The sequence below is a fragment of the Borrelia coriaceae genome (genome assembly GCF_023035295.1).
GTDB classification, from domain to species: domain Bacteria; phylum Spirochaetota; class Spirochaetia; order Borreliales; family Borreliaceae; genus Borrelia; species Borrelia coriaceae.
Genome location: NZ_CP075076.1, coordinates 407,446 through 431,958 on the forward strand (window position 1 = coordinate 407,446; position 24,513 = coordinate 431,958).

25 protein-coding genes, 2 tRNA genes and 1 pseudogene are annotated in these 24,513 nt (G+C 29.4%); 13 read left to right on the forward strand and 15 right to left on the reverse strand.

Features of this window, described 5'->3' with window-relative positions; genetic code table 11:
• Positions 1–2: 2 nt before the first annotated feature.
• The 9 genes from rplA to bcCo53_RS01960 form a co-directional block, all read right to left on the reverse strand.
• Positions 3–677: a 50S ribosomal protein L1 gene (gene rplA, locus bcCo53_RS01920; RefSeq protein ID WP_025408033.1), complete on the reverse strand. Its 675-nt coding sequence runs from the start codon at positions 675–677 to the stop codon at positions 3–5.
• A complete protein-coding gene (gene rplK, locus bcCo53_RS01925; RefSeq protein WP_025408034.1) occupies positions 677–1,111 on the reverse strand; it encodes a 50S ribosomal protein L11 in 435 nt (144 codons plus the stop codon). Before rplK ends, rplA begins: the two co-directional genes overlap by 1 nt.
• Positions 1,112–1,164: 53 nt before the next feature.
• Positions 1,165–1,719 (reverse strand): transcription termination/antitermination protein NusG, encoded by a 555-nt coding sequence (nusG, locus tag bcCo53_RS01930; protein WP_025408035.1) that lies wholly within the window; start codon positions 1,717–1,719, stop codon positions 1,165–1,167.
• A 9-nt stretch (positions 1,720–1,728) separates the two neighbouring features.
• Entirely contained in the window at positions 1,729–1,899 is a 171-nt protein-coding gene (gene secE, locus bcCo53_RS01935) for a preprotein translocase subunit SecE (RefSeq protein WP_025408036.1), read from the reverse strand.
• Between the two features lie 29 nt (positions 1,900–1,928).
• A tRNA-Trp gene (locus bcCo53_RS01940) sits at positions 1,929–2,000 on the reverse strand.
• A 10-nt stretch (positions 2,001–2,010) separates the two neighbouring features.
• Positions 2,011–2,190, reverse strand: coding sequence for a 50S ribosomal protein L33 (gene rpmG / locus bcCo53_RS01945; RefSeq protein WP_025408037.1), 180 nt, complete (start codon positions 2,188–2,190; stop codon positions 2,011–2,013).
• A 21-nt stretch (positions 2,191–2,211) separates the two neighbouring features.
• Positions 2,212–2,284, reverse strand: a tRNA-Thr gene (locus tag bcCo53_RS01950).
• 86 nt (positions 2,285–2,370) lie between these two features.
• On the reverse strand, positions 2,371–3,222 hold the full coding sequence (locus tag bcCo53_RS01955) for a hypothetical protein (RefSeq protein WP_025408038.1): 852 nt from the start codon (positions 3,220–3,222) through the stop codon (positions 2,371–2,373).
• An 11-nt stretch (positions 3,223–3,233) separates the two neighbouring features.
• Positions 3,234–4,256, reverse strand: a complete 1,023-nt coding sequence (locus bcCo53_RS01960; RefSeq protein WP_025408039.1) for a tetratricopeptide repeat protein — start codon at positions 4,254–4,256, stop codon at positions 3,234–3,236.
• 75 nt (positions 4,257–4,331) lie between these two features.
• Between bcCo53_RS01960 and bcCo53_RS01965 the strand changes: the two genes are divergently transcribed.
• The 3 genes from bcCo53_RS01965 (at position 4,332) to bcCo53_RS01975 (ending at position 7,800) form a co-directional block, all read left to right on the forward strand.
• The gene (locus bcCo53_RS01965; protein ID WP_241766532.1) at positions 4,332–5,639 is read left to right on the forward strand and encodes an SH3 domain-containing protein; all 1,308 of its coding nucleotides are present in this window, start codon (positions 4,332–4,334) and stop codon (positions 5,637–5,639) included.
• A gap of 12 nt (positions 5,640–5,651) precedes the next feature.
• Entirely contained in the window at positions 5,652–6,305 is a 654-nt protein-coding gene (locus bcCo53_RS01970; protein WP_028328344.1) for an ankyrin repeat domain-containing protein, read from the forward strand.
• Between the two features lie 304 nt (positions 6,306–6,609).
• Positions 6,610–7,800: a cation:dicarboxylate symporter family transporter gene (locus tag bcCo53_RS01975; RefSeq protein ID WP_025408041.1), complete on the forward strand. Its 1,191-nt coding sequence runs from the start codon at positions 6,610–6,612 to the stop codon at positions 7,798–7,800.
• 21 nt (positions 7,801–7,821) lie between these two features.
• Here the strand turns inward: bcCo53_RS01975 and proS are convergent, their stop codons facing one another.
• Positions 7,822–9,288, reverse strand: coding sequence for a proline--tRNA ligase (gene proS / locus bcCo53_RS01980; RefSeq protein WP_025408042.1), 1,467 nt, complete (start codon positions 9,286–9,288; stop codon positions 7,822–7,824).
• A 701-nt stretch (positions 9,289–9,989) separates the two neighbouring features.
• On the opposite strand from proS, the gene bcCo53_RS01985 reads away from it, so the two are divergent.
• Positions 9,990–10,589 carry a DUF3996 domain-containing protein gene (locus tag bcCo53_RS01985; protein WP_025408043.1) on the forward strand — a complete coding sequence of 200 codons (600 nt, stop codon included), beginning with the start codon at positions 9,990–9,992 and terminating at the stop codon, positions 10,587–10,589.
• Between the two features lie 10 nt (positions 10,590–10,599).
• Positions 10,600–11,343 carry a DUF3996 domain-containing protein gene (locus bcCo53_RS01990; protein ID WP_025408044.1) on the forward strand — a complete coding sequence of 248 codons (744 nt, stop codon included), beginning with the start codon at positions 10,600–10,602 and terminating at the stop codon, positions 11,341–11,343.
• 39 nt (positions 11,344–11,382) lie between these two features.
• Here bcCo53_RS01990 and manA read toward each other — a convergent pair whose 3' ends face one another.
• On the reverse strand, positions 11,383–12,498 hold the full coding sequence (manA, locus tag bcCo53_RS01995) for a mannose-6-phosphate isomerase, class I (protein ID WP_025408045.1): 1,116 nt from the start codon (positions 12,496–12,498) through the stop codon (positions 11,383–11,385).
• Entirely contained in the window at positions 12,488–14,368 is a 1,881-nt protein-coding gene (locus tag bcCo53_RS02000; protein WP_025408046.1) for a fructose-specific PTS transporter subunit EIIC, read from the reverse strand. The genes manA and bcCo53_RS02000 overlap by 11 nt, the downstream gene beginning before the upstream one ends.
• 114 nt (positions 14,369–14,482) lie before the next feature.
• On the opposite strand from bcCo53_RS02000, the gene bcCo53_RS02005 reads away from it, so the two are divergent.
• The 3 genes from bcCo53_RS02005 to bcCo53_RS08845 are packed head-to-tail and all read left to right on the forward strand — an operon-like array spanning position 14,483 to position 16,769.
• Positions 14,483–15,130: a hypothetical protein gene (locus tag bcCo53_RS02005; RefSeq protein WP_025408047.1), complete on the forward strand. Its 648-nt coding sequence runs from the start codon at positions 14,483–14,485 to the stop codon at positions 15,128–15,130.
• On the forward strand, positions 15,127–16,008 hold the full coding sequence (locus bcCo53_RS02010; protein WP_028328342.1) for a DNA/RNA non-specific endonuclease: 882 nt from the start codon (positions 15,127–15,129) through the stop codon (positions 16,006–16,008). Before bcCo53_RS02005 ends, bcCo53_RS02010 begins: the two co-directional genes overlap by 4 nt.
• Positions 16,005–16,769 carry a hypothetical protein gene (locus tag bcCo53_RS08845; RefSeq protein ID WP_081725112.1) on the forward strand — a complete coding sequence of 255 codons (765 nt, stop codon included), beginning with the start codon at positions 16,005–16,007 and terminating at the stop codon, positions 16,767–16,769. The genes bcCo53_RS02010 and bcCo53_RS08845 overlap by 4 nt, the downstream gene beginning before the upstream one ends.
• On the opposite strand, the pseudogene bcCo53_RS02015 reads toward bcCo53_RS08845, so the two are convergent.
• Positions 16,757–17,370: pseudogene (locus bcCo53_RS02015) on the reverse strand (diacylglycerol/polyprenol kinase family protein). The gene bcCo53_RS08845 and the pseudogene bcCo53_RS02015 sit on opposite strands and share 13 nt — an antisense overlap.
• Positions 17,370–18,317: a peptidylprolyl isomerase gene (locus bcCo53_RS02020; RefSeq protein ID WP_241766533.1), complete on the reverse strand. Its 948-nt coding sequence runs from the start codon at positions 18,315–18,317 to the stop codon at positions 17,370–17,372. The pseudogene bcCo53_RS02015 and the gene bcCo53_RS02020 overlap by 1 nt, the downstream one beginning before the upstream one ends.
• A 214-nt stretch (positions 18,318–18,531) precedes the next feature.
• Between bcCo53_RS02020 and bcCo53_RS02025 the strand changes: the two genes are divergently transcribed.
• The 5 genes from bcCo53_RS02025 (at position 18,532) to bcCo53_RS02045 (ending at position 23,568) form a co-directional block, all read left to right on the forward strand.
• Positions 18,532–19,392, forward strand: coding sequence for a CheR family methyltransferase (locus bcCo53_RS02025; RefSeq protein WP_025408050.1), 861 nt, complete (start codon positions 18,532–18,534; stop codon positions 19,390–19,392).
• Between the two features lie 35 nt (positions 19,393–19,427).
• On the forward strand, positions 19,428–20,564 hold the full coding sequence (cheB, locus tag bcCo53_RS02030) for a chemotaxis-specific protein-glutamate methyltransferase CheB (RefSeq protein WP_025408051.1): 1,137 nt from the start codon (positions 19,428–19,430) through the stop codon (positions 20,562–20,564).
• Between the two features lie 21 nt (positions 20,565–20,585).
• Positions 20,586–21,794: a TraB/GumN family protein gene (locus bcCo53_RS02035; RefSeq protein WP_025408052.1), complete on the forward strand. Its 1,209-nt coding sequence runs from the start codon at positions 20,586–20,588 to the stop codon at positions 21,792–21,794.
• A gap of 34 nt (positions 21,795–21,828) precedes the next feature.
• Positions 21,829–22,461 (forward strand): adenylate kinase, encoded by a 633-nt coding sequence (locus bcCo53_RS02040; protein ID WP_025408053.1) that lies wholly within the window; start codon positions 21,829–21,831, stop codon positions 22,459–22,461.
• A 90-nt stretch (positions 22,462–22,551) separates the two neighbouring features.
• Complete coding sequence (locus tag bcCo53_RS02045) at positions 22,552–23,568, forward strand: hypothetical protein (RefSeq protein ID WP_025408054.1); 1,017 nt, start codon at positions 22,552–22,554, stop codon at positions 23,566–23,568.
• A gap of 2 nt (positions 23,569–23,570) precedes the next feature.
• Here bcCo53_RS02045 and bcCo53_RS02050 read toward each other — a convergent pair whose 3' ends face one another.
• Positions 23,571–24,503 carry a GGDEF domain-containing response regulator gene (locus bcCo53_RS02050; protein WP_025408055.1) on the reverse strand — a complete coding sequence of 311 codons (933 nt, stop codon included), beginning with the start codon at positions 24,501–24,503 and terminating at the stop codon, positions 23,571–23,573.
• Positions 24,504–24,513: the final 10 nt, after the last annotated feature.

Consider the following 24,513-nt stretch of genomic DNA (forward strand, 5'->3'; position numbering starts at 1 on the left):
TCCTAAACAAAATCAATCTTCACAGAAGGTCCCATGGTAGATGAAATATAAACACTATCCACAAAAATACCCTTTAAATCACTTGGTCGTCTTTTAAGTAATGCCTTAATAAATTCATTATAATTTTCCTTTACTTTTTCATTATCCATAGAAGACTTACCAACAGAAAAATTGATAACACCATTCTTATTTGCCCTAAACTCTGTACGACCCTTCTTAAGACTAGCTATTGTACCTTTTAAATCATTCGTAATAGTTTGTGTCTTAGGATTTGGCATCAAGCCCCTCTTACCTAAAATGGGACCAAGCCTCCCCACATCCTTCATCATATCAGGTGTTGCAACAACAATATCAAAATCACTAAATCCACCCTTAACCTTATTAATAAGATCCTCATCTCCAACATAAGCAGCACCAGCTTCTTTTGCCTCTTCAGCTTTATCACCCTTTGCAAAAACAAGTATGCGTTTCTCTTTCATAAACTGATTTGGCAAAACAACTGTATCTCTAACTGTATGATTTTTCTTTAAATTAAGATTAACAGATACATCGATAGTCTCATCAAATTTAACAAATTTGATTGCTTTTAATAAGGATATTGCATCATCTATACTGTAAGATTTAAGCTTATCTACTTTAGATAGAGCTTGTATATATTTTTTTCCACTCTTAGCCATTATTTCTCCACCTCAACACCTATAGAACGGGCACTACCTGCAATTATCTTAAATGCAGCCGACTCAGTTTTTGCATTTAAATCAGGCATTTTAATCCTTGCAATCTCCATTAATTTCTCTTTCGATATAGTTCCAACCTTATCTGTATTCGATCTCTTAGAACCTGCCTCTATTCCAACAGCCTTCTTAATTAAAACTGAAGCCGGTGGAGTTTTTACAATAAATGAAAAACTCTTATCACTGTACACAGTAATAATGACAGGAACAATAATACCTGGCTCCATTTTAGCTGTTTTTTCATTAAATTCTTTAACAAACTGAGGACCACTAACACCATGAGGTCCAAGAGCTTGACCTATCTTAGCTCCCGGAGCAGCTTGAGCAGCTGGAACTTGAAGCTTAATCCAAGCAACTTCTTTCTTTTTCTTAGACATAAATAACTCCTTATGGTAATAACGCCTTTAAGCTCCCATTAATACATGAATTATTAAATTTTTTCTATATGCTGAAAATCAACTTCAACAGGAGTTGATCTTCCAAAAATTTGAACTGCAACTTTCAATTTCTTTTTTTCATAATCGATAGACCCAATAACTCCTTCAAAAGAATCAAAAGGACCCCCTTTAATTTTAACTCTCTCACCCTCTTCAAAATCATAAAGCATAAAAATAGATTTATCTGCCTTAATCTCTCCAGCAAGCATAAAAACACTCTTAACTTCTTCATCACTAATTGGAAGTGGTTTTTGCTCCTTACCTGTGCCAACAAAATTCACAACACCTGGTATCTTAATAATATTAGCTACAGTGCTTTTCCATTCCTGTTCAGGAAGATCCAACTCAATTAGAATATAACCCGGCCAAATTTTTCTCTCTCGTATACGCTTTTTCCCATTTTTTATCTCTTCTACCCTTTCAATAGGAGCCTTAACATCTAAAACATTACCACCAAAAACACCCTCGCTGATCAAAAGCTTTACCTCTTGTTCTATCTTTTTCTCATACTGAGAGAAAGTTTGCAATACATACCAGGCCCTGGACATAATCTTTCCTTAAAATATATAAGTTATAGCAAGATACATAATATAATCTACTATACCTAAAAAAACAGAAATAAAAACAACCAACCAAAAAACTTGTTTTCCACTACCTATTACTTCACTATATTTAGGCCATGTTATTTTCTTAAGTTCTAAAATACTATCTTTAACAAATTTAAACATTAAAAAGCCCCTCTTAACAATACAGACAACAGGTCAGGAGGGACTCGAACCCCCAACATGCGGTTTTGGAGACCGCCATTCTACCTTTGAACTACTGACCTATCACTTTAATTATTTTATTTTGCCTTCTTTATGAAGAGTATGCTTCCTGAGACTTGGACAATACTTCCTCAATTCTAACTTCTCTTGTTTATTACGCCTATTTTTAGTAGTCGTATAATTTCTAATTCCTGTTTCCTCACATACTAAAGCTATAAGTTCAACAGCACCTTTACCTTTTTTTTTGCCCATAAAACACTCCTGCCTACAAAAAGCCCTCAATCGGATTTGAACCGACGACCGCCACCTTACCATGGTGATGCTCTACCACCTGAGCTATAAGGGCATTACTTCCCTTTATAATAAACTCTTATATCATGTTAATTTATTATCTGAAAAAAGACAAGCCCCTAAATTATATTTATAAACTCTTTATTTAATAATAACAAGCCTACCTTTTCTTAAAAGATCAATATTATTCTTATTTGAAAATATCCTATTAATAGAATACTCATCAAGTATGATATCTGAATGATTTTTACCATAAACGCCTTTAACAATCAACCTTAAAGGATAATCTCCAACTCTATCCTTATTTTTATAAGCAATGTCATTAGTATATTCAAGCATTCCCCATTCTCTAAGAGCATCCGGCTCAACCATTTTCATATCAAAATAAAGCCTCAAATTCTCATCATAAATCTTAATAAAAAAAGCATCTGTTAATTTTACAAAACTACCTAAAGATGATTTGTAATCATCACCCGCATAAATAATAATGCCAGTATAAACGAACCCATCAACATTTGTACTAATCAATGGATAAAAAGCTTTATAAGGCTTATTGTGAGATAAAAATAAATTCATAAAATCAGGAAAAAAAGAAAGCTCATATCTAACAGTTATGCTTCTCAAGTCCTCTGAATACTTAGTATATCCTCTTTTTAAAATACTATCAAGGCCTGAAAAATAAAGTATTAAGTGAGGATCATAATCAAAATAATCTTTAAAAGTATTATCAGAATCAATGATCATTTCAAAAAGAGACTGTCTTATTAAAGTATCTTTTAAATCATGAACACTAAATACTAATCTAGATGTAGAATCAAATCCAACTCTACCAAATTTGTCTTCATCTACTGGTTTAATAATATCAAAATAAATAACCTTTGTATCCCAATCAATTGTTCTCTTTATGCTAGACTTAGATAAAGAATCATTTATAATAGAGACATTAGAATAAAATAAAAATAAAAAATTTAAAAGATTATTTAATAAGTTCATATTAAATCTCCCTATTTTTTCCCCAAATAAACACCTATCCAAGCCCAACCATTATTAATTTCTGGATCTTTTGGATAAGAAATTTTCTTAAAAACAAAATACCATTCCCAAATGTGCTCCCACCCACTTGAACCAAGATAAGATGTATCATCACTAGAATCAGCCTCAAAACTACTTGCAAACTGTATTCCATTTTTTCGTCTACTTCCAAGCTTAATCATCGTTGTCAAAAAACTATCCGTATTAATTGCATTGCTTCTACCCCCTCTTTGATCCCAACTCTGAATAAAAAAATTATGTTTATCCCTTATACTCAACAATTTTGCAGTATTTCCAGCAAAAATATATCTCTTAATATCTTGAATTAAATCATTTAAATTTCTATAAATTACAAAATCTGGATTATTATAATAATTAATTTTAGTAATAACTCCAGAATAGTCTATTGAATCTATTCTTAAATCTGACCTTGGTATTGAAAGCAATTGTTTATAATAAAAATATGCTTCATCATAACTTTGAATGCTCTCTAAGCTCAAAGCAAGATTATAATAATAATTGCCTCTATCTGAATTGGTAAGATTCTCAGCATTATTATTAAGCAAAAATTTGTAATAACGTATTTTATGCCCAGCTTCAATATTTAAATTGATAATCCTTTTGGCAATATCTAATTTTACAGAACTACTTTCATAAATGTAATCATCAAAATTATCAACAACATATCTATAACAAGTAAAAGCCACTGAGTCTTCTTTAATTGCAGAATATATATTACCCATCAAATAAAAATACAAAGGATAATATTCTCTATTCTCATCATTAGCAATTCCTTGATTTACAGACTTTAAAGCCTCATTATAATCTTTATTGCGCATATGAATATCCACTATTCTATCAACAATAAGAAATTTATCTAAACCCTTTTTATTTGACTCTTCTAAAAGATCTACAAGACTTTGAATTTCGCTTTGCTTAATCTTATAACAGCTAAAAACCAGCACTAACCCAAATACTTGAATTAATAACTTCATTGTTTTTATTATATAATAAAGGTCATGCATAACAAAACACATCTTAAAGCCAATACAAACTATCAGGATTTTAACATGAATATAAAATTAATTTATATTTTACTACTCATATTACTGCTATCTTGTTTTGATAACAACAATAAATACGGTATCGTTCTAGATTCAAAGGATAGAGAAAAATTACCAAACGGATCACTTGTCAAAATAGAAAATATAAATCAAGAGAAAAAAACAATAATAATAAACTACAATGGGATAAAGTTTATTGTACACAAGTTTACAATAGAAGAATTTCAAACAAAAGAAGAAGCAAAAAACTTTCAATTAAGTATTCAACCATACTTAAGCAAATATGCTACAAGCAAAAGAGATTTATTGCCCTTAAGAAGGTCTCCAGACAGCTATCAAGAAAATATAATCTATAGGATCCCAAAAGATGCTATATTAAAAATAATACATATCGGAGAAGAAACAGAAGCAGGTTCGCTTAAAGGAAGATGGCTACATGTTTTAACAAAAGACGGGTATAAAGGTTACGTCTTTGACTACGCACTCGAAGTTTTCGATAATATTACAGGTATAATGCTCACTAATCCACTAGATCAAGCATTACAAACTGACATAATTAACAAATTTAAAAACATTAAATACCTAAGACCACTTTACTATGAAACAATGATCGCCAACAATACTTATGACACTAACCTACTAAGAGAAGATCATGGATTATTCTTTACTCCAAAAAATGAAATAAAAATTAATATACCTGAACTAAGTGTAAATTTCAAGTTTGACATTGTTGAAGAGGTTAAACCTAATGGATTTTTATTTAGATCTAAAACTGCAGAGAAAGATTTTATCTTTTTATCAAAAGAAGATCAAAATTACTATAAATTAATCATAAAAGTTAAAGAGAATAACCTCGAATCAAGACTAGCCATCATTGAACAAAATATTACAAAAATTATCCTTGAAGCAGAAAAACAAAATCAAAATCTCATAAATAGACTAACATCGTACGGAACCTTAATTAACAAACAATACGGAAATATTGAATTTAAAAGCGATAAAACTTTCATTTGGAAAATAGACAAAGAAATTTATAATTTCCCAAATGCCGGAACATTCGAAATAATAGGACTAAGCCCAAATTTACAAATATCATATAAACAAGCTATTAAATTAATAAATAAAGAGGGGAAAAAATATTTCTGTCTATTAGACTATACAGAAAATGCTTTACAACTTATATTCATATCCCCTAAAAATGTAAAAGATGATTTAATAATCATTGATGACAAAGATAAAATCGCAGTTATACTGTTTAATAATGCTCAGGCTCATCAAGATACACTTACAAAACAATCTCAAGGAAGACTTTAAAGGTTAGAATTAATGAAAATAATACTCATATTACTAACACAATTTATTACCTTATTACATGCAAATGAAGATACAAAAATAATAAAAGAATTATCAAAAACAATTTATAATTTTAGCAATAAAGAGTATGAAATAAACAAAGAAAAGTTAGATAGATTTATAGAATCAATAGACCTAAATAACATCAAAATCGTAAAAGAATTACAAAAAATAAAAAATGATTTTTTAATGACATCTGTGTACTTTCAAAATACAAAGGGTACTTTAATAGCCCTAACTCTCTCAGCAGAAATAAATTTTCAATACAAAATATCACCACTATCAATCTCTATAATAAATAATGATTTTAAAACCACAAAAGCACTAATAGACTATGGTATCCAAATTAATAGAATAGATGAAACAAAATATCCATCAATATTTTGGGCAATATACTTAAACAATGAAAAAATATTTAATCTTTTAAAAGAAAAAGGAGCTGATTTAAGCCTTACGCTTACAAATGGGAAAACACCTATACAAGCTACAATAGAGGTAGAAAATACTAGCTTAATTGAGATATTACTTAAAAAAAATGCTTATATTAAAGATGAATACAAAAAAGAAATTCAAAACTTAAAAAATAAAAACATCATAAATATTCTAAAAAGATATAATATAATCTAACATTAAACAACTCAGTACTCACAAGACATTTCAATATTTTTATCACTCGAAATAAGATTTTCATGATAATCATCGGCAAAAAATTTTTGTCATGTTCTTCTAATGCATTAATTTCAAGCAATTTCAAACTTCAATCTGTATTGATTAATTTAGAATATTCATACAATCAATCCTCTCTCCAAAACCAGACTTACTTTTTTGTACTAATAATAAATATTATTACCAAAGTTTATATTTAATAAAAAATCTAGTAAGATTTATTATGATATAGATAATATTTTTCAAACTCGCAAAGGAAAAATTTATGAATACAAAAGTAAAGTTCTCCCTAAACATACCTATTGGAATATTGCTTGGATTATTTTTTCCCTCTGAAGCTTACAACACGCTTTCACATATCTTTATAAGATTAACCTATATATCCTTAATTCCATTTTTAATATTTTCAATTCCACTTGGCATAGAAAACATTATTGAAAATAAAAAATTCAGCAAATTGTTTGGAAAAACAATTTATTATGGCATTTTAATTAACATTATAGGAATAATTATCTCAATTACAGTTGCAATCATATATCTACCACAAAGAATTCCAATACTAGATAAAAATATTCAAAATATATATATGTTTGATCAAACAGCATTTCTTGAAACATTTTTTCCAAAAAATATCTTTACAATACTTACAAACAATAATCCAAATCTTTTAAGTATTTATATTATCTCAATCATTATTGGCACTAGTTTTTACTACGCAAAGCAAAAGGGGCGAATTGCTAGAGAGCTTATCTTAAGCCTTTCAAACCTTTTTTATAATGCTAACGGAATAGTTGTTAAAATATTAAATTTCGGCATTATTTTTATCACAGCAGCATATACTACAAACTTAAAAAATTTTAAAAATTATCAATACTACATAGATAGCATAATGCTTTTATCCTCATGGACAATTATTATTATCCTAATAATAATTCCAATGATTAGTTATCGATTAACTAAAAATTTTAAATTATCATATAAGAACATATTAATATCTATCCAAAATATAATATTTGCAGGTTTGACAATGGATGCTTATACGCCCTATGCATTTTTAATAGAAGACATAAAAAATGAAAAAATAAACATAAAAAAATCGATAATTACAAACATACCTATAATCAACTTTATTTCTAAAACCGGAACAATTTTCATTTCTACAATTTCATTTTTTATTATTTTAAAATCTTATTCAAGCTTACCCATATCAATTTATGAAATAAGCTACATGAGCATATTGGCATTTCTCTTTATTTTCGCATTTCCACACATACCAAACAGTTTAATTTACATAATTACAATGCTATGTTCAACTTACACAAAAGGAATTGAACTTAGCTACTCTAACATAATGCCAATACTTCCAATTTTAGCATCTCTAGCTTTAATGATCGATTTCACATCCAATATTGCAATAATACAAATAATCGATTTCAATGAATTACAAGATACATAATGTTTAATCTTTAAATAAATATTAATATGCTCTTGCAAATAAAACAAGATACTTGGCTGCTGTACTGCAATAAATACAGGTCAAGTCATTTAAAGATCTATTTTTAAACTCTTCAGGAATGCATCGTATTGTAGCCTTTGTATCGTTTTTAATACTCTCTTCACAGACTTCATTTCCACACCAAGAAGAGAGAACAAATCCTAAATCTTCATTAATATAAGTTTTAAAAGTAGCATAATCATTTTCTTTAAACCCAATAATTTCCTTGGTATGCAAATTTCTAAACTCCAATGCTCTATTAAATAATTCACACTGCATAGTTTCAAGCTCATGTCTTATTTTAGATAATAATTCTTTAACTAATACTTGATACTTAGAATTTTTATCTTTATCCCTTCTTGCAACAGTAACACAATCCATCAAAATATCATTAAAACCTATCTCAATTCGTATTGGAATTCCTTTAAGTTCAGCAGCAGCAAATCTAAATCCTGGTGAATTCTTGGTATCTCTATCAATCTCCACTCTCAACTTTGCTTCTTTTAAAATATTAAAAATAGCAGTAGAATATTCAAGAATCTTTTTATTAGCTTCATCATCTCTTTTAAAAATAGGAACAATAATAACCTCAATTGGTGCTATTTTGGGTGGTAATATCAAACCTTTGTTATCAGAATGAACCATAATCAATGCCCCAATTAACCTGGTTGAAACTCCCCAACTAGTAGCAAAAACATAATCCATCTCACCTTTCTTATTTTGGAACTTAACATCAAAAGCCTTAGCAAAATTCAATCCCAAATAATGAGATGTTCCTGCTTGCAAAGCTTTCTTATCTTGCATTAATGCTTCAAGCGTGTAAGTAGATATAGCACCTGCAAATTTTTCCCTCTCTGTTTTTTTGCCACAAAATACAGGAATAGCTAAGTAATCTTCAACAAACCTTTTATAAAGGTTTAAAATAAATAAAGTCTCTTCTAAAGCTTCCTCAGCAGTCTCATGAGCAGTATGACCTTCTTGCCACAAAAACTCAGTGGTACGAATAAATGGTCTTGTCCTTTTTTCCCAACGAATAATATTTGCCCATTGATTTATTTTAACAGGCAAATCTCTATAAGACTTTATCCATTTGCTATACATATTCCAAATAATGGTCTCAGAAGTAGGTCTTAAAACTAAAGGCTCGACTAATGCTTCACCACCAGCAGTTGTAATAACGGCAAGTTCTGGTGAAAATCCGTTAACATGTTCTTTTTCTCTCTCTAAAAATTCATAAGGAATCAGTAAAGGAAAATATGCATTCTCATGTCCTGTCTCTTTAAGCTTATAATCAAGTATACTCTTAATTCTCTCCCAAATAGCATACCCATAAGGCATAATAACCATACAACCTTTAACAGGACTGTAATCAACAAGTTTTGCCTTTTGTACTATGTCTAAATACCACTTAGAAAATTCCTCTTCCTTTGAAGAAATAAAATTACCCATAAACCTCACCCTTTTTAAAAAATTTTAGGCATCAAAAACAATGATGCAACTTACCTTAAAAAGCAAAAAATTTCTTTTGGTTTATAATCAATGACATTCTATTTATAATAATTATTCAACTAAATGTTATTTAAATCTTCAATCTGCACACCCTAATCTTTACCAATAGAAAAACAGTAAAAACGTCAAATAAAAATCATACATTAAAATATATATTTAAAAAACATAAAAAAGAATAAAAACAAACTTACCAACCTGTAACTCAAATTCATAATTAAATTTATATTTATATTAAAAATATGTCAAACATATTTTTAATATAAATCTTTGCTCTAATATTTATTTTTATAAGTTGAAAAAATATGTTCGTATTTCACAATAAATTTCTCAAAAAAATACACACAAAAAAACTTATAGGTTTAACTAGAATATCATGTCAAAAAATTAAACTAAAAAATAGCTTAAAGAATACCATTAATAACTTTTTCTCCAATAAAATCAAAAAAAATAAACCTCATTTCTACAGCTTAAAACTGTTAAAGCTATGTTGATATGAAAAAAAACTTAATATCAAAAATATACAAAACAAAAAAAAACACAGAAAAATTTGCTCATAAAAAATCCCTTAATATCTTATATTTTATGAAATATAATTTTAAAAATTATATACACCTAATCAAACATAAGGTGAAGGAGAATTTATGAAAATATTATTGCAACTGATTATGATTTTTGTAGCAAGTCTATCTTTTGCTACAAAAATTGATACATCTGCTCTTAATAAAATATTAAATGAGCAAGAAATCCAACATAAATCATTTGGAATAGGGTTTGGAATTGGAAACCCTATAACTAATATCATAATTAATTTCCCATACGTAGATATAGATATTGGATATGGGGGGTTCAACGGACTACACCCTAACAATTTCGTACCTTATATTGTTTTTGGAACTGATATCTTATTACAAAAAGAAATTTATCAGAATACAATGATCACTAGCGGGCTTGGCATAGGCTTAGATTTATCTCCAATAAAACCAAACGAAAAAGATGCATCAAGCATACAAACAGATGATAGTACAAACAAACAAGAAGAATTTTCACTCACTTCGCCTAACAATAGGTTGGGAATTGTTCTTAGGTTTCCTATTATCTTAGAATATAGTTTTTTGACAAATGTTGTAATAGGATTCAAAGCTGTGACTACAATTGGTGGAACAATGATATTCAATCCCACATCAATGGAAGGAATTAGATTTGGATTTTTTGCTTTTGGATTCATAAAAATATACATATAAGGAAAAATCAATGAAAAAAAATGCTCTGTCAGTATTTATATTACTCTTAATATCTAATTCAAACCATTTTGCATTTTCTCAATCCAATAATGCTTATTTCATCCAATGTCAACAAGAAAATGATGGAACCATTTGTATCACAAACGATAAACCTATTATTAAAGAGCCCAAGCCCATTCCCAAAGAGCCCAAGCCCATTCCCAAAGAGCCCAAGCCCATTCCCAAAGAGCCCAAACCCACTCCCAAAGAAGCCAAGCCACATATCAATACAAATCCTAACATAAAGAAAAAGGACAAACATCCTTACTCATTCGCAGCGGGCATAGGAACTGGAAATCCTCTTATCAATCTTTTAATCTCAGTCCCATACGTAGACATAGATCTTGGACATGGTAGTTTTTTATACTTCAATCACACAAATTTTAAACCTTATAATTTGATTGCAATCGATCTAATTTTTAGACAACAAGTAGGAAAATTTTTAATCATTGGAGGAGGAGTTGGCATTGGGGCAGATTGGTCTCAAGCAAATCTAACTTCTTATAGCAATACAAAACCTTCTCCTTATGACAGGATAGCAATAGTAACCAGACTACCTATATCAATAGAATATAAAATCATAAAAAACCTCTCATTAGGCTTTAAAATTTACCCCACACTTGGTCCAACAATATTTTTAACAGAACCAAAAATAGTGTTTGAAGGAATGAGATTTAGGTTCTTCGCAGTTGGGTTTATTAAAGTTTCCACATAAATAATAAATTTATACTAAAGTCAAAAGACCAATATCCTACTACAGGGATAGTGCAACAAAAATTTCTCCATTTCCACAAATTAATAATTCTTCACCACTGTTTCCTATAAATACGCTTTCGCCCATTTTAAGATCAAACTTATTATTAATTTGAATTTCTCCATTCATGACTAATAATATTATTACACCATCTCTTTTAAAGCAAATTTTTTCATTTATATTTCTTTGCAATAAACTTAAGTTAGTGCCTGGAAGCTTAAATACATTAAAACCATCAATATCCTCGCCCAATAATAATTCAAATACTCCCTCTTTAAAATTACCAACCTTAAGCATCTCGTCTTTGTTAATATATTTAGTAGTAAGACCTGCCCTAATTACATTGTCAGAATTAGTCATAAGTTCAAGACACTCACCCTTAAGATAAGCATGAACTTCTTGAGCCTCTGTATAGATCACTTCACCTGGATTTAATTTAAAAATATGCATCCCTAAAAAGACCAAAAGCCCAATATCTGTTCCATAAATCTTATAAATTTCATTAAACCAATAAGCTCTAAGAACATCTATGGAAACCAAGTTTATTTGAACTTGATCAATAACATTTTCAATTTCAAACTCCTGCAAACTAAGTATAATTTCCATCAACTCTTTATGAGTTGTAAAACGAAAATCTAATTTCAATTTTTTATATATGCTCTTGATTTCAGAAAGAGGAAGAAATCCTTTAAGAGCATAAAAATCACTTAATGCATAAACAAGTTCTATCTTTGGATTTAAATCCTTGTAAATTCGCTTAGGATCATTAATATCTACTCCCTTATCATTCTCAAGCTCAAAACCTTTTAAAGCAATATCTTTTGAAGGATGTATTTGAATTGATAAAGGTCTTTGGGCTGAAAGAACCTTAAATAAAAACGGTAATTCACCCTCACATCCCAACAGATCTTGATGATTTTCTAAAAAATCACAAAGAGGAACATACTGACCATCAACTAATATCTTACTAGAAAATGTCTTATGTGCTCCAAGCCACATCTCAGCTTTAGGCAAGCCATCAGCTCTTTGTCCTAAAAGAAAAGGGATGAAACTAGTCCCACCCCAATCATATTCCTTAATTTCATTTTTCATCAAAAATATATTATCAGTTCTCATTTTCTTTAGATTCCTTAAATTTTAGAGATTTCAAAAAAATAACCAAACTTGTTGCCACAGCAACACCCACAGCTATTGCAATAACAAATCCCAATTTGTTATCAACCACAGGAAGCACTATTGGCCCTCCATGAGGTGCATGATCTGTAACACCAAAAAATGCTGCAATTATACTTGCAACAGCACCTCCAAGCACTATTGAAGGCAACACCCTGGCAGGATCACTAGCAGCAAAAGGAATAGCACCCTCACTAATGCCAATAAACGACATCAAGAAAGATATTTTTCCAGACTCTCTCTCTTCATTTTCAAACAATTTAGGCATAAGTAAAGTAGCAAGTCCCATAGCCATAGGAGCCACAGGAATAGCTGATGCAACCATACCCATTATTTGTGGAACTTGAGGAATCATACCAACACCAAAAAGGAATGCAACCTTATTAAAAGGCCCTCCCATATCAATTGATACCATAGAGCCAAGTACCAATCCAAGTAATAATTTTCCTAAAATACCATAAGTTTCTGAATTATTCTGAAGCGATTTAAGACCATTTTCAAGCAATTCCATAAATTGGCCGATATAAACACCCCCATACATCATAAAAAGTCCAACAATAACAGTACTTATTAAAGGAATCACAAATATGGGCATCACAGGCCTAAGCCATTCAGGAATTTTTCTCTTTGCTATCCATTTAGCAACAAAACCTGCCATAAACCCCACAAGTATTGCCCCTAAAAATCCTGCCTTAACATCTCTGGCAAGCACGCCTCCTACAAGACCTGGTGCAAGACCTGGCTTATCAGCAATTGCCATAGCAATAAATCCTGAAAGGATTGGTAACATCATACTAAAAGATACAACACCAATATCTGTAATTGTCTTATAAAAAGGGTACTCATCAAAATTTGGACCATCAGAACCAATGCCTGCAAAGGATATTCCAAGGGCTATTAAAATACCACCACTTGCAACAATGGGAATCATAGGCGATACACCACTCATTAAATACTTATAAAATCCAGACTTATGATGACCAAACTTACCTTTAATAGCATGAACATTTTTATAATTCAATATTGGAGCACTAAATGCGTCCTTAATAACATTTTGTGCATTATTAATAGTTTTTACAGTTGAAACTTTATAAACTCTCTTTCCATCAAACTTCTTTTCATCAACATCCTTATCCACAGCAAGTATTACAACATCAGCAGATTTAATATCTGCCTCTGTTAAAGGATTATCAATACCAATAGAACCCTGGGTCTCAACTTTAATGCTATACCCTTGTTTTTTAGCCTCAGCTTCAAGCTTCTTAGCTGCAATATATGTATGAGCAATTCCCACAGGACAAGCACACACAGCTACTATTTTTTCTGATTTAGAAATATTTACAGTATCTTCTCTAGAATTTCCCTCAACACTCTCTACATAAGAATAAATTTCATCAGGGCTATTCATAACTCTTAACACATTTTTGAAATTATCACTCTCAAATAATTTTGCTATAAAAGCTATTGACTTAATATGATTATCACCTTGTTGTGTTTTTGACATACAAATTAAAAATATTAAATTAACAGGAGGATGCTCATCAGACCATTTTATTCCATCACCCTTTATGTAAAGCAATGAAACAAAACCTGACTTAACCTCATCTCCTATAAAATGTGGGATAGCAACCCCATTCTCCCAAGATGTATCACCAATGTTTTCGCGAGCAAGTAACCCCTGAAGCAATCCTGATTTATCATCCGTATAACCTCTTTTAGTTACTTGATCAACTAAAAAATTAATTGCCTCTTCTTTGGAATTTATTTTAGTAGATATAAAAATAAGTTCTTTTTTAAAAAACTCTAAAAACATAACCTTTAACCTCCTAAATACCTAAATTAATTCTATCATAGTACAAACATTAAATATCGACTCTGCCCTCTTCTTTATTTGCAAATTACTGTATATCATTAAACTAATTTAATTATGAAAAAAATAATCCTATTCTGTTTTTTATTACTATGTCCAAGCTTATATCCAGCAAATAATAAAGGACAAAAAGAAAACGAAAAAAATAACAAAGCAAGTATGACATCTAAAAAAAAAATAATTAATAATGAAAATGAGCTTGTCTCAGTAAATAGGGGGTTTATCTGTTCAACAGGAATGGGAATGGGAACAGGATTTTTTTTAAATTCAAAAATCAATCATATAATATTTAGGCCTTACTATATATTTGCCATTAATAATTTTGATCTTCTGGCTGTTTGTATGATATTAATGACTAAAGACTACAACATATCCAAAAAAATTAAATATTCAAGCTCTCATATTGGCATAGGAATCAATTGGCATATCATAAATTTGTCTAAAAAAACAAAATATTTATCTTCTACCATGGGCATTGGGGGAAGATTTTACCTTTCAACTAATTTAATAGGAGATTTCAAATTTTATGGCAAATTACCTTATGTAATAGAACCATATATATTCTTTGAATTCTCTACAAAAAAAGCCACACCTTATTTCAACATATATTCAAAAATTGAATGTTTAATTCTTGATACATTTAATATTTCCTTTGATTTTGGAATCAGATATAATCTTAAAAATAGCAAAGAGGTAAACTCATGAAGAAAAGATTCAAAATTTTATTCTGTTTGTACATATCAATCTTATTGATATTTTTATTTTTATATAAAAATCCTAAAGTCTTAGATAACATAAAAGAAATAACCTCTAATTATTTAGAAAAACTCAAAGATAAAATTTATGGACCTGAAATCCCAACCGAACTAAAGGACGAATATCTCTTACCAAAGGGATATCTTACTACCCAAGTGTTACATAAAAAATACTACTCTTTAGGATATGCAGAGAGTGCAAGACAATCAGAATGGGTAGCTTATAAATTAAAAAGAGAAATGGTTGAACTAGCTTTAACTTTACTTAAAGAAAAAAAGATCACTAGAAGTAAGAAATTCTTTGAAGATAAAGATATTAAAGGAATTGCTCCCAAACTAAGCGATTACCTAAAAAGTGGATATGATAGAGGGCATATTGTCAGTTCTGCTGATATGTCTTTTTCTAAAGAGGCAATGCTTGACACCTATTTTCTCTCAAACATATCACCTCAACAAAAAGAATTCAACTCAGGAATTTGGCTTAAACTTGAACAACTAGTTAGAAAATGGGCTATCTTAAAAGACAAGATTTATATTGTTAGTGCAGGAATTTTAACAGAAAACAAAGGATTTATTGGAAAAAATAAAATTTTAGTGCCAAAAAACTTTTATAAAATAGTGCTATCACTCAATAATAACAATTCTTATGATGTATTAGCTTTCATTATTCCAAATGAAAAGGCCAAAGACGTAGAATTAAGAAATTATGTTGTGAATGTCAATTCAATTGAAAAAAAAACCAAAATAGATTTCTTTGCAAAACTCGATGCTGGAATTAAAAAAATAATTAAAATGAAAAAAGAAACACATTCTTGGGTATTTAGATGAAAACACTCTTTGTAAGATTAAATATTTTCCTGTTAACAACCTTGATCTTAGGAATAATTGTTATATCAATATTCATGTACCATATCAACTTTAACATAAAATTCTATACCTATATTACCAAAATATATAACAAAAACTTATTGATTTTGGTCAATAAATTTTTTATTTTCAGCATTGGCATCATAGGATCTATTTGGTCATACATCAACTACAAAAGAACAAACAACATACAATTCGTATTTTTTTATTGCTTTGTCTGTTCATATATAATTGAACCCATTTCTATTTTCAAATATTATTTTCTAAGTAATATATTAAGTCTAGAATTTTATTATTTCATGAAATTTTATTACTTAATAACAGCATTTTCATTATTAAATTTATTCTTTTTAAGCTTATACATATGTGATTTTCAAATAAAATCAATAACCTACACTATTTACTTAATCTTCACCTTTTCAATGATCTATAATTCCCTAGTCCCTATTAATGCTTATGAATACACTCAATACTTACTCTCGTCAACAGGAAATAATAGGTTTTATGTTCATTTATTCTTACTATTAATACCCATAAACTTTTTAGTAGCATGTTTGAGAAAGAAAAACCTAAGCTACTTTTTACTCTTTGTATCAATATTGCTAATTATATTAGGAATATATCTCAATTCTATAGAAATACCCTACACATTCATACCAATATTAATAGGAATACCAATGTACTTAAAAGAAGCAGGAAAAGTTTTCTTCTATTGGCTATAAAACATTAAGCAATCAATATGAAAGATAAAGTCGATACACCTAAAGGCAAAAATAAATTATCGTATTTTTCAAAATCAAAAAGCTCTACAAGCACAGCTCCCATGCCAACAACCGATGCTAGTATGAAGTTTGGAAAAAAGTAATAAAAAACAATAAAAGAAACCAAAAAAACAACAACACTGCCTGCAAAAGTTTTATTATTTACAAGTCTAAAAGATGGTATTAGTTTTCCAAAAAGACTTGCTAAGCCATCCCCAAGACATGAAGAAAAGATTCCAATATAGCTAAAAGGTTCAGCTAAAAGAAAATAAGTACAAAACATGCCCAATACCAAAAATATTGGAGAGAGAGATATTTTGCATGAAGATACCTCTCTAGATCTTATTATTATTTCTGATATATTTTGAAGAAGGAACAATTTTATTTCCATAATCCTAAATATTTCCAAAAGTAAGTATGCAAACACAAAAAATAAACTCGATGCAAAACCTATCCAAAAACTTACTTTATAAAACAATAAAAATATTAAAGTAGAAATATGAAAGAATTTTCTATAAACTTCATATTTAATTTTTTCGTTACAAAAAACTTGATTAAACATTAATTAACTTTATTTAAAATGACATTAAACTTTAAAAAGGAATTTGCCTTTATAACATCACCAACGCTTCTCTTTCCATAAGCTAAACTTGGCGGAATTACTAGCATCCGCTCCTCCCCTTCACACATATCTAACAACATTAAGTCCCAACCTTCAATCACCTGACCACTACCAACAACAAACTCTATTGGTTCACCCCTATCAATTGAACTGTCAAACTTAACTCCATTTAGTAAAAATCCCTCATAGTCGACTTTTACAACATTGCCTTTTTTAACATTTTTTCCTTTTCCTTTTTTAGTTATCTTGTACAAGATACCACTTTTATCTTTCTGAAAATCTTTGTAATCTTGGTCAATTATTTCAAGTTGAGACGTCATATATTTTTCAGCCTCTTCAACTTTTTTTGTCTCATAATCCTTTTTTAATTTTAAAAATTCTTCATTGTCAACTTTAAAAGCATTTGCATCTTCACCAACACGAATAATCTTTACTCTCTCTATTTTATCTCCTTGACTGATACTACGAACCGTATCCATTCCAGAAACTACCTTACCAAAAATTGAATGCTTACGATCAAGATAAGTCAAATTATCTGCAAGAGTAATAAAAAATTGACTCCCATTGGTATCAGGACCTGCATTAGCCATAGAAACAACTCCTGGCTCATTGTGACTCAAATCTTTGCTTAACTCATCGGGAAAAACATAACCAGGCCCTCCTGTACCCGTTCCAGTAGGATCTCCTGTTTGAATAACAAATCCATCAACTACCCTATGAAAAATAATATTTTCAAAATAAGGTCTATCTGTAACAGAATTTTTAATAGTACCTTCACTAAGACCAACAAAATTCATAACTGTTAAAGGCGCAATTTTATAGTAAAGTTCAACCTCTATAGTTCCTTTATTTGTATCAATTAATGCAAATAGTCCATCTCTTTCCACTAAACCTTTCCTTTTGCTATCACAAGCTAATAACATTAAGCTCAATAAAAAATATAATAAATATCTTTTCACAAGTGCATTCCTTAAATCAATATTTAAATTGTTAACTTTAATTGTACAATTTTTTTTCAAAAATTATGCAACTACTTAGTAATTTATAATTATTAAGTAATACTATTAAATAAGGAAATTTACAAAAAGTTGGATCTTATAAATGTTAAATATTAACAATGAACTTCTTTTGAAATTCTGCAATTTTATATATGAAAATAGCGGAATTCGATTTGATGAAAAAAATAAAGTCGTACTAAAAGGCCGCATTAATGATGCAATGCATGAACTTGAAAATATTAATACTCCAGAACAATTATATGACTTAATAAATTCAAATAAACTTAAAAAAGAATACTTTTTAGATTTAGTTACTACTAATCTAACACGATTCTTTAGAAATGAAGCTCATTTTGCAACCTTTGAAAAATTTATAATCCCAAACTTAATTAAAATTAAAACTCAAGAAGGCAAAAATAAAATTGTTATGTGGTCTGCTGGATGCTCAACAGGAGAAGAACCATATTCATTGGCATTTGTTCTTAAACATCATCTTCCAAAATATTTCGACTTTATTATTATTGCCTCCGATTTAAGTTTAAAATCTTTAATGATAGCAAAAGAAGGATATTATTCCGCACAAAAATGTGAACATATTCCAATACAATATAAACATTATATCAAACCTCACATGTACGGTTACAGGGTAATAGATGACATTAAAAAACACATACGATTTGACTATCATAACTTAAACTTTGAAAGTGGCTTTTCAAATATGGACGTTATTTTTTGCCGCAATGTACTCATATATTTTGACGAAAAGTCTAAAATAAGGGTCTTAAGAAAATTTTATTCTTCCATGGCCATAAAAAGTTACTTATTTATCGGTCATTCAGAATCACTTTTTGGTCTCAATCTTCCTTTTAAATTCTTAAGAACACCTTGGGCAATAATATATGAAAAAGATGATAACAGTGTTTCAAAAAGAAAGCTTCGATTCGAAAATAAATACAAATTATAATCTGATAAAACCAGATCCATAGGAGCAAAACAAAAATGCAAATAAAAATTTATGTGCTCGTTATTGAAGCTTCTTCTACTAATAGAAAAACTATATCAGACATCATAAACTCATCCCCAAAGCTTGAAGTTATTGCAACTGCTGCCAACTCAGATTTTGCATTAAAAAAACTTAAAAAACAACCAGATGTAATATTATTAAGTGTAGAAACAGAAACAATCAAAGAAATTGCTTTCATAAAGAAAAAGGAAAATATCAACAATAAAATCCCTGTTATTATCCTTTCATCAAAAAAAGAAATAGTAAAAAATGCTCTATTAAAAGGTGCTGATGACTTTATAATAAAGACTGACAACAAATTATCGGATATAAAAGATAAAATTATTAATTTACTCTCAGTTTACGGTAAAAAAACTGTAACAAATAAAATTATTACCACTATTAACTCAAAATTCAAAACAAATCAACCCTTTACAGCTAATAACATTACAAAAGACAGTTTAAATATAACAGAAGCAATAGATAAAAATGAAATCACAAATCTTGATCAAGAAAAAATAATAGATGAAAAAGACTTAAAAAAACTTAAAAACAGAAAATTTGAAATAGTTGTTATTGGAATATCTACAGGGGGCCCTGCAGCATTAAAAACAATACTACCAGAAATTCCTAAAAATTTTCCTGTGCCAATAATAATCGTTCAACATATGCCAAAAGGCTTTACTACAGAATTTGCAAAAAATCTTAACAATATTTGTAACCTAGATGTCAAAGAAACAAGTAATAAAGAAATACTTCAAAAAGGATTTATATACATAAGCTCTGGAGGCTACCATACAAGAATTAATAAAATAAACGAAAAATACCAAGCAGAAGTCTTTGATGCTGAGAATGTAAACGGACACAAACCTTCTATAGGCGTACTCTTTAAGTCAATATCAGAAAATGTGAAAGACAAAGCAATAGCTTTAATAATGACCGGAATGGGAAGTGACGGCTCTAGAGAAATTGGAGAAATTAAAAAAGCTGGTGGACTGACTATTGCACAAGATGAGGAGAGTTCAGTGGTTTTTGGAATGCCAAAAATAGCAATAGAAGAAAATAATATAGACTATATAGTTTCAATAAGTCATGTGGTAAAATTATTAAAAGCCATCCTTCTTGATGGCTAAATTTTAAAATAAGGATCAGTTTTGGATATCAAAAAAGAGAATACTGAGGCTCACTTTTCGCATGTTAGCACCTTTAACATAGACAACTATAAAATATATGTACTAGGAACAGCTCATGTATCAAAAAAAAGTTCACAAGATACAGCTATTTTAATCGAAACATTAAAGCCAGACTTTATTGCTGTTGAACTTGATGAGGCTCGTTACCATGCAATCCTAGAAACAGATGAAAATGAAAAATGGCGTAATTTAGACATATATAAAGTAATAAAACAAGGAAAAGCATTTTTATTAATAGCACAAATTATTTTAAGTAATTTCCAAAAAAGGCTGGCTAAAGAACAAGGAATTAAGCCTGGTGAAGAAATGAAAACAGCTATTTTAAAAGCTCAAGAACATAACATACAGCTAATACTTGCAGACAGAAAAGTTGAGACAACTCTAAAAAGAGCATGGAATTGTGTTCCAATGTTTGAAAAATTCAAAATAATATCAAACCTATTTTCATTCTCAGATACAAAAGTCACACAAGAAGAAATTGAAAAACTCAAAGAACAGGATGTTCTATCAAATATGATGGAAGAAATTGCAAAAGAAATCCCTAATTTAAAAAAAGTTTTAATTGATGAGAGAGATGAATTTATAGCAAGTAAAATACTTGAAGGCTCAGGAACAATTCTTGCAGTTGTTGGAGCTGGTCATGTCAAGGGAATAATAAAAAATTTAAAAGAATTTAAAGAAAATAAAAAAGTTGTCAACATTGATGAGCTCAATAACATACCAAAAAATACTTTCTCGATGAGCAAATTAATATCCTACTTCATAGCAATCTTAATTATCATACTAATAGCAAGTTCATTCTACTTTAAAGGTTTTGATTTCGCTTACAAAAATTTAGAGTTTTGGATCATATCTAACTCCTTATTTGCAGGTATTGCAGCGCTCTTACTCAAAGCCCATATTATAACGATAATAACAGCAGCAATCGGTGCTCCAATATTCTCCTTAATTCCATTTATTGGAACAGGTATGGTTGCAGGACTCGTTGAAGCTTACATAAATAAACCAAAAATAAAAGATTTTGAAAATCTACAAGAAGATTTAAATAATATAAAAGGATATTTTAAGAATAAAGTCACAAAAATTTTATTAATAGTATTTTTTGTAAATATCGGATCTGCAATTGGTACAATTGTTGGATTTAAATTTTTGCTAAATATCTTTAGCTAAATACCAAAAAAATACAATATACAGGAGTTATATTATGAAGCTTGTTTTTTTAGGGCCCCCAGGCTCTGGAAAAGGTACAATTGCCAAGATTCTATCAAATAAATTAAATTACTATCACATTTCAACAGGGGATTTATTCAGAGCAAATATATCAAATGCTACACCCCTTGGTAAAAAAATAAAACAAATAGTCGAAAAAGGACAATTAGTACCCGACTCAATTACAATCAAAATTGTTGAAGATAAAATCAATACCCTTGACAATAAGGACAATTTTATTCTTGATGGCTTTCCTAGGAACATTAACCAAGCAAAAGCTCTAGATAATTTTTTACAAAATATTCAAATAATAAATTTTTTACTTGATGAAGAGACACTAATAAAAAGACTATCTGGAAGAAGAATATGTCACTTCTGTGGCGGTATATTTAACATATACACGCTCCCTACAAAAGAAAAAAATATCTGTGATATTTGTAAAGGAACCCTTTATCAACGAAAAGATGACCTAGAAGAGTCTTTAAAAGTCAGACTTCAAGAATATCATTTACAAACAGAACCTCTAATAGATTTTTATTCAAAAAGCAACAGACTTAATAACATAAATGCAGAAAAAGATATTGATGGGGTTGCAAAAAGCCTGATAGAAACAATATCAAAATATTAATTTAAAATAAGAATGATAATAATTTACTTTCTTTAAAAAAAAGATATAATATAATAAGTGTTAAACAATTTTATGAAAGCAAGAATTTATATGATGAAAAAGTTATTCACGGTACTTATATTTTTACAGACTATTTCAATCTTTTCAAACGAAAATCAAGATAAGGGAGAATATTTTTATACTAATTTTCAAATGGCTTATTACCCACCACATGCACTTGGATCTTCAGAAAGCAAGTTTTCTCCAAGTTTCATAACCCCTCAGTTCAAATCAGTAGCACCAAACGAGCAAATTTCTCCTAGTTCTTGGGGAAGTGTCAAACTAATATCATATTTGGGTTACTATAAATTTTTTAAATTATTAAACAATCCTGATTCACCTCTACTTCAAAATAATGGAATGGATGTTGATCTTAACATTGGACTCTCACCTGTTGTTGCACTATTGAAAGGACAAATCAGCGTCACTCCCATTGCATTTATCAATCTATACACAGGAATTGAACTTGGAATAGGTTGGCAAGGATTTGGATTTAAGGGTATTGGAGTACATATAGGAAATGGACAATATTCAAGCAACACCGAATTTTATTCTGAGATAACAATGGGAGGTAGACTACAATTCGACATGAATGCTGTGATCGATGGAGATTGGACACATGTTATTGCAGTAGTTGGAAATAATATTTTACATATAAATAATCCACATGCTGATAATAATCAACTTTGGAAGTACAAAGCTGATGAAGGTAAAAATATAAATGGATTTACAATAAGACCTTATGCACTCCTAGCTTACAAAATGCCATTACATCTTAGCATAATTGGGCTTTTATATGAAGGACAAACATACATTGGACATGCAAGGAATGTAAGTACAACACAAAATAAAGGATGGGGAAGTGACTTCTTTTCCCACAATCTCTCCCTTATTTCAAAAGTTGAAATCATAGAAAATCTCACATTAGATATCCAATTCAAATTCTCAACAGCACCTATTTACACAGAAAACACAATGGGTATGGCAGATATTACAAAAAGAATAAGCACAAACAATTCATATATTTACTACGATTCTATTGGATTTTCTCTAACTTATAAGATTTAACTTTAATACTTAAACTGATTACGACCAGAAACCTTGGCTTCATACAATTTATCATCAGCAAGTTTGATAATATTGGTGAAATTGGAATCATTGGGAATTTGTTCAGCAAGACCAATTGAGGCTGTCACAAAATTAGAAATGTCGCTATACTCATGCACTATTCCCAAATTCCTAATATCTTCAATTAAAATGCTAACAATCTTAATCATTTCATCCAAGCTCTTGTTCACAGAAAATAAAATAAACTCTTCACCACCATAACGAGCAATATCTATCTTATATTTAATGGTAATCTTATTTAAAGTCTTTGCAATCAACCTAAGACATTCATCACCATTGATATGCCCATAATTATCATTATATTTCTTAAAATAATCAATATCTAACATTCCCACAATGACGTTCATTTTATGTTCCAAGGCCTGCAGCCAAGACTTAGCAAACTTATCTGTAAAAAATCTTCTATTAGGAATTTGAGTTAAACCATCAATTCTTGAAAGATTTTTAAAATAATCCCTAAGCCTCTTAAGTTCAAGATGAGTTTTAACTCTTGCATCAATGATTTTACCATTAAAAGGTTTAAGAATATAATCAACTCCACCAACATTAAATCCTTCAAGTTGAGCATCGGTCGAATCACTTGCACTAATAAAGATGACAGGAATATCTCTTGTCTCAGGATCAATCTTAAGCCTTTTGCAAACTTCATAACCATCAACATCTGGAAGTAAAACGTCAAGAAGGATCAAATCAGGATTATTGATCTCAACCTGTTTTAAAGCATCAAACCCATTCACTGCCACTCTAATCTCATAGTTATCTTGCAATATGTCTATCAAGACATCTAAATTTGTAGGCGTATCATCTACAAGTAGCAATTTTTGAGGTTCAACTGAAATTCCCTCAACATTATCCAAAATCACACCTTTAGTCATGACTTTTTCT

Coding starts and splice junctions, on each gene's coding strand:
- bcCo53_RS02010 (WP_028328342.1), top strand. CDS start 15,127: ATGAAGAAAAGATTCAAAATTTTATTCTGTTTGTACATATCAATCTTA.
- manA (WP_025408045.1), bottom strand. CDS start 12,498: ATGAGAACTGATAATATATTTTTGATGAAAAATGAAATTAAGGAATAT.
- nusG (WP_025408035.1), bottom strand. CDS start 1,719: ATGTCCAGGGCCTGGTATGTATTGCAAACTTTCTCTCAGTATGAGAAA.
- rplK (WP_025408034.1), bottom strand. CDS start 1,111: ATGTCTAAGAAAAAGAAAGAAGTTGCTTGGATTAAGCTTCAAGTTCCA.
- bcCo53_RS01975 (WP_025408041.1), top strand. CDS start 6,610: ATGAATACAAAAGTAAAGTTCTCCCTAAACATACCTATTGGAATATTG.
- cheB (WP_025408051.1), top strand. CDS start 19,428: ATGCAAATAAAAATTTATGTGCTCGTTATTGAAGCTTCTTCTACTAAT.
- bcCo53_RS01970 (WP_028328344.1), top strand. CDS start 5,652: ATGAAAATAATACTCATATTACTAACACAATTTATTACCTTATTACAT.
- bcCo53_RS01955 (WP_025408038.1), bottom strand. CDS start 3,222: ATGAACTTATTAAATAATCTTTTAAATTTTTTATTTTTATTTTATTCT.
- bcCo53_RS02040 (WP_025408053.1), top strand. CDS start 21,829: ATGAAGCTTGTTTTTTTAGGGCCCCCAGGCTCTGGAAAAGGTACAATT.
- bcCo53_RS01965 (WP_241766532.1), top strand. CDS start 4,332: ATGAATATAAAATTAATTTATATTTTACTACTCATATTACTGCTATCT.
- bcCo53_RS02050 (WP_025408055.1), bottom strand. CDS start 24,503: ATGACTAAAGGTGTGATTTTGGATAATGTTGAGGGAATTTCAGTTGAA.
- bcCo53_RS08845 (WP_081725112.1), top strand. CDS start 16,005: ATGAAAACACTCTTTGTAAGATTAAATATTTTCCTGTTAACAACCTTG.
- bcCo53_RS02045 (WP_025408054.1), top strand. CDS start 22,552: ATGATGAAAAAGTTATTCACGGTACTTATATTTTTACAGACTATTTCA.
- bcCo53_RS01960 (WP_025408039.1), bottom strand. CDS start 4,256: ATGAAGTTATTAATTCAAGTATTTGGGTTAGTGCTGGTTTTTAGCTGT.
- bcCo53_RS02025 (WP_025408050.1), top strand. CDS start 18,532: ATGTTAAATATTAACAATGAACTTCTTTTGAAATTCTGCAATTTTATA.
- rplA (WP_025408033.1), bottom strand. CDS start 677: ATGGCTAAGAGTGGAAAAAAATATATACAAGCTCTATCTAAAGTAGAT.
- bcCo53_RS01990 (WP_025408044.1), top strand. CDS start 10,600: ATGAAAAAAAATGCTCTGTCAGTATTTATATTACTCTTAATATCTAAT.
- rpmG (WP_025408037.1), bottom strand. CDS start 2,190: ATGGGCAAAAAAAAAGGTAAAGGTGCTGTTGAACTTATAGCTTTAGTA.
- bcCo53_RS02000 (WP_025408046.1), bottom strand. CDS start 14,368: ATGTTTTTAGAGTTTTTTAAAAAAGAACTTATTTTTATATCTACTAAA.
- bcCo53_RS02005 (WP_025408047.1), top strand. CDS start 14,483: ATGAAAAAAATAATCCTATTCTGTTTTTTATTACTATGTCCAAGCTTA.
- secE (WP_025408036.1), bottom strand. CDS start 1,899: ATGTTTAAATTTGTTAAAGATAGTATTTTAGAACTTAAGAAAATAACA.
- bcCo53_RS01985 (WP_025408043.1), top strand. CDS start 9,990: ATGAAAATATTATTGCAACTGATTATGATTTTTGTAGCAAGTCTATCT.
- proS (WP_025408042.1), bottom strand. CDS start 9,288: ATGGGTAATTTTATTTCTTCAAAGGAAGAGGAATTTTCTAAGTGGTAT.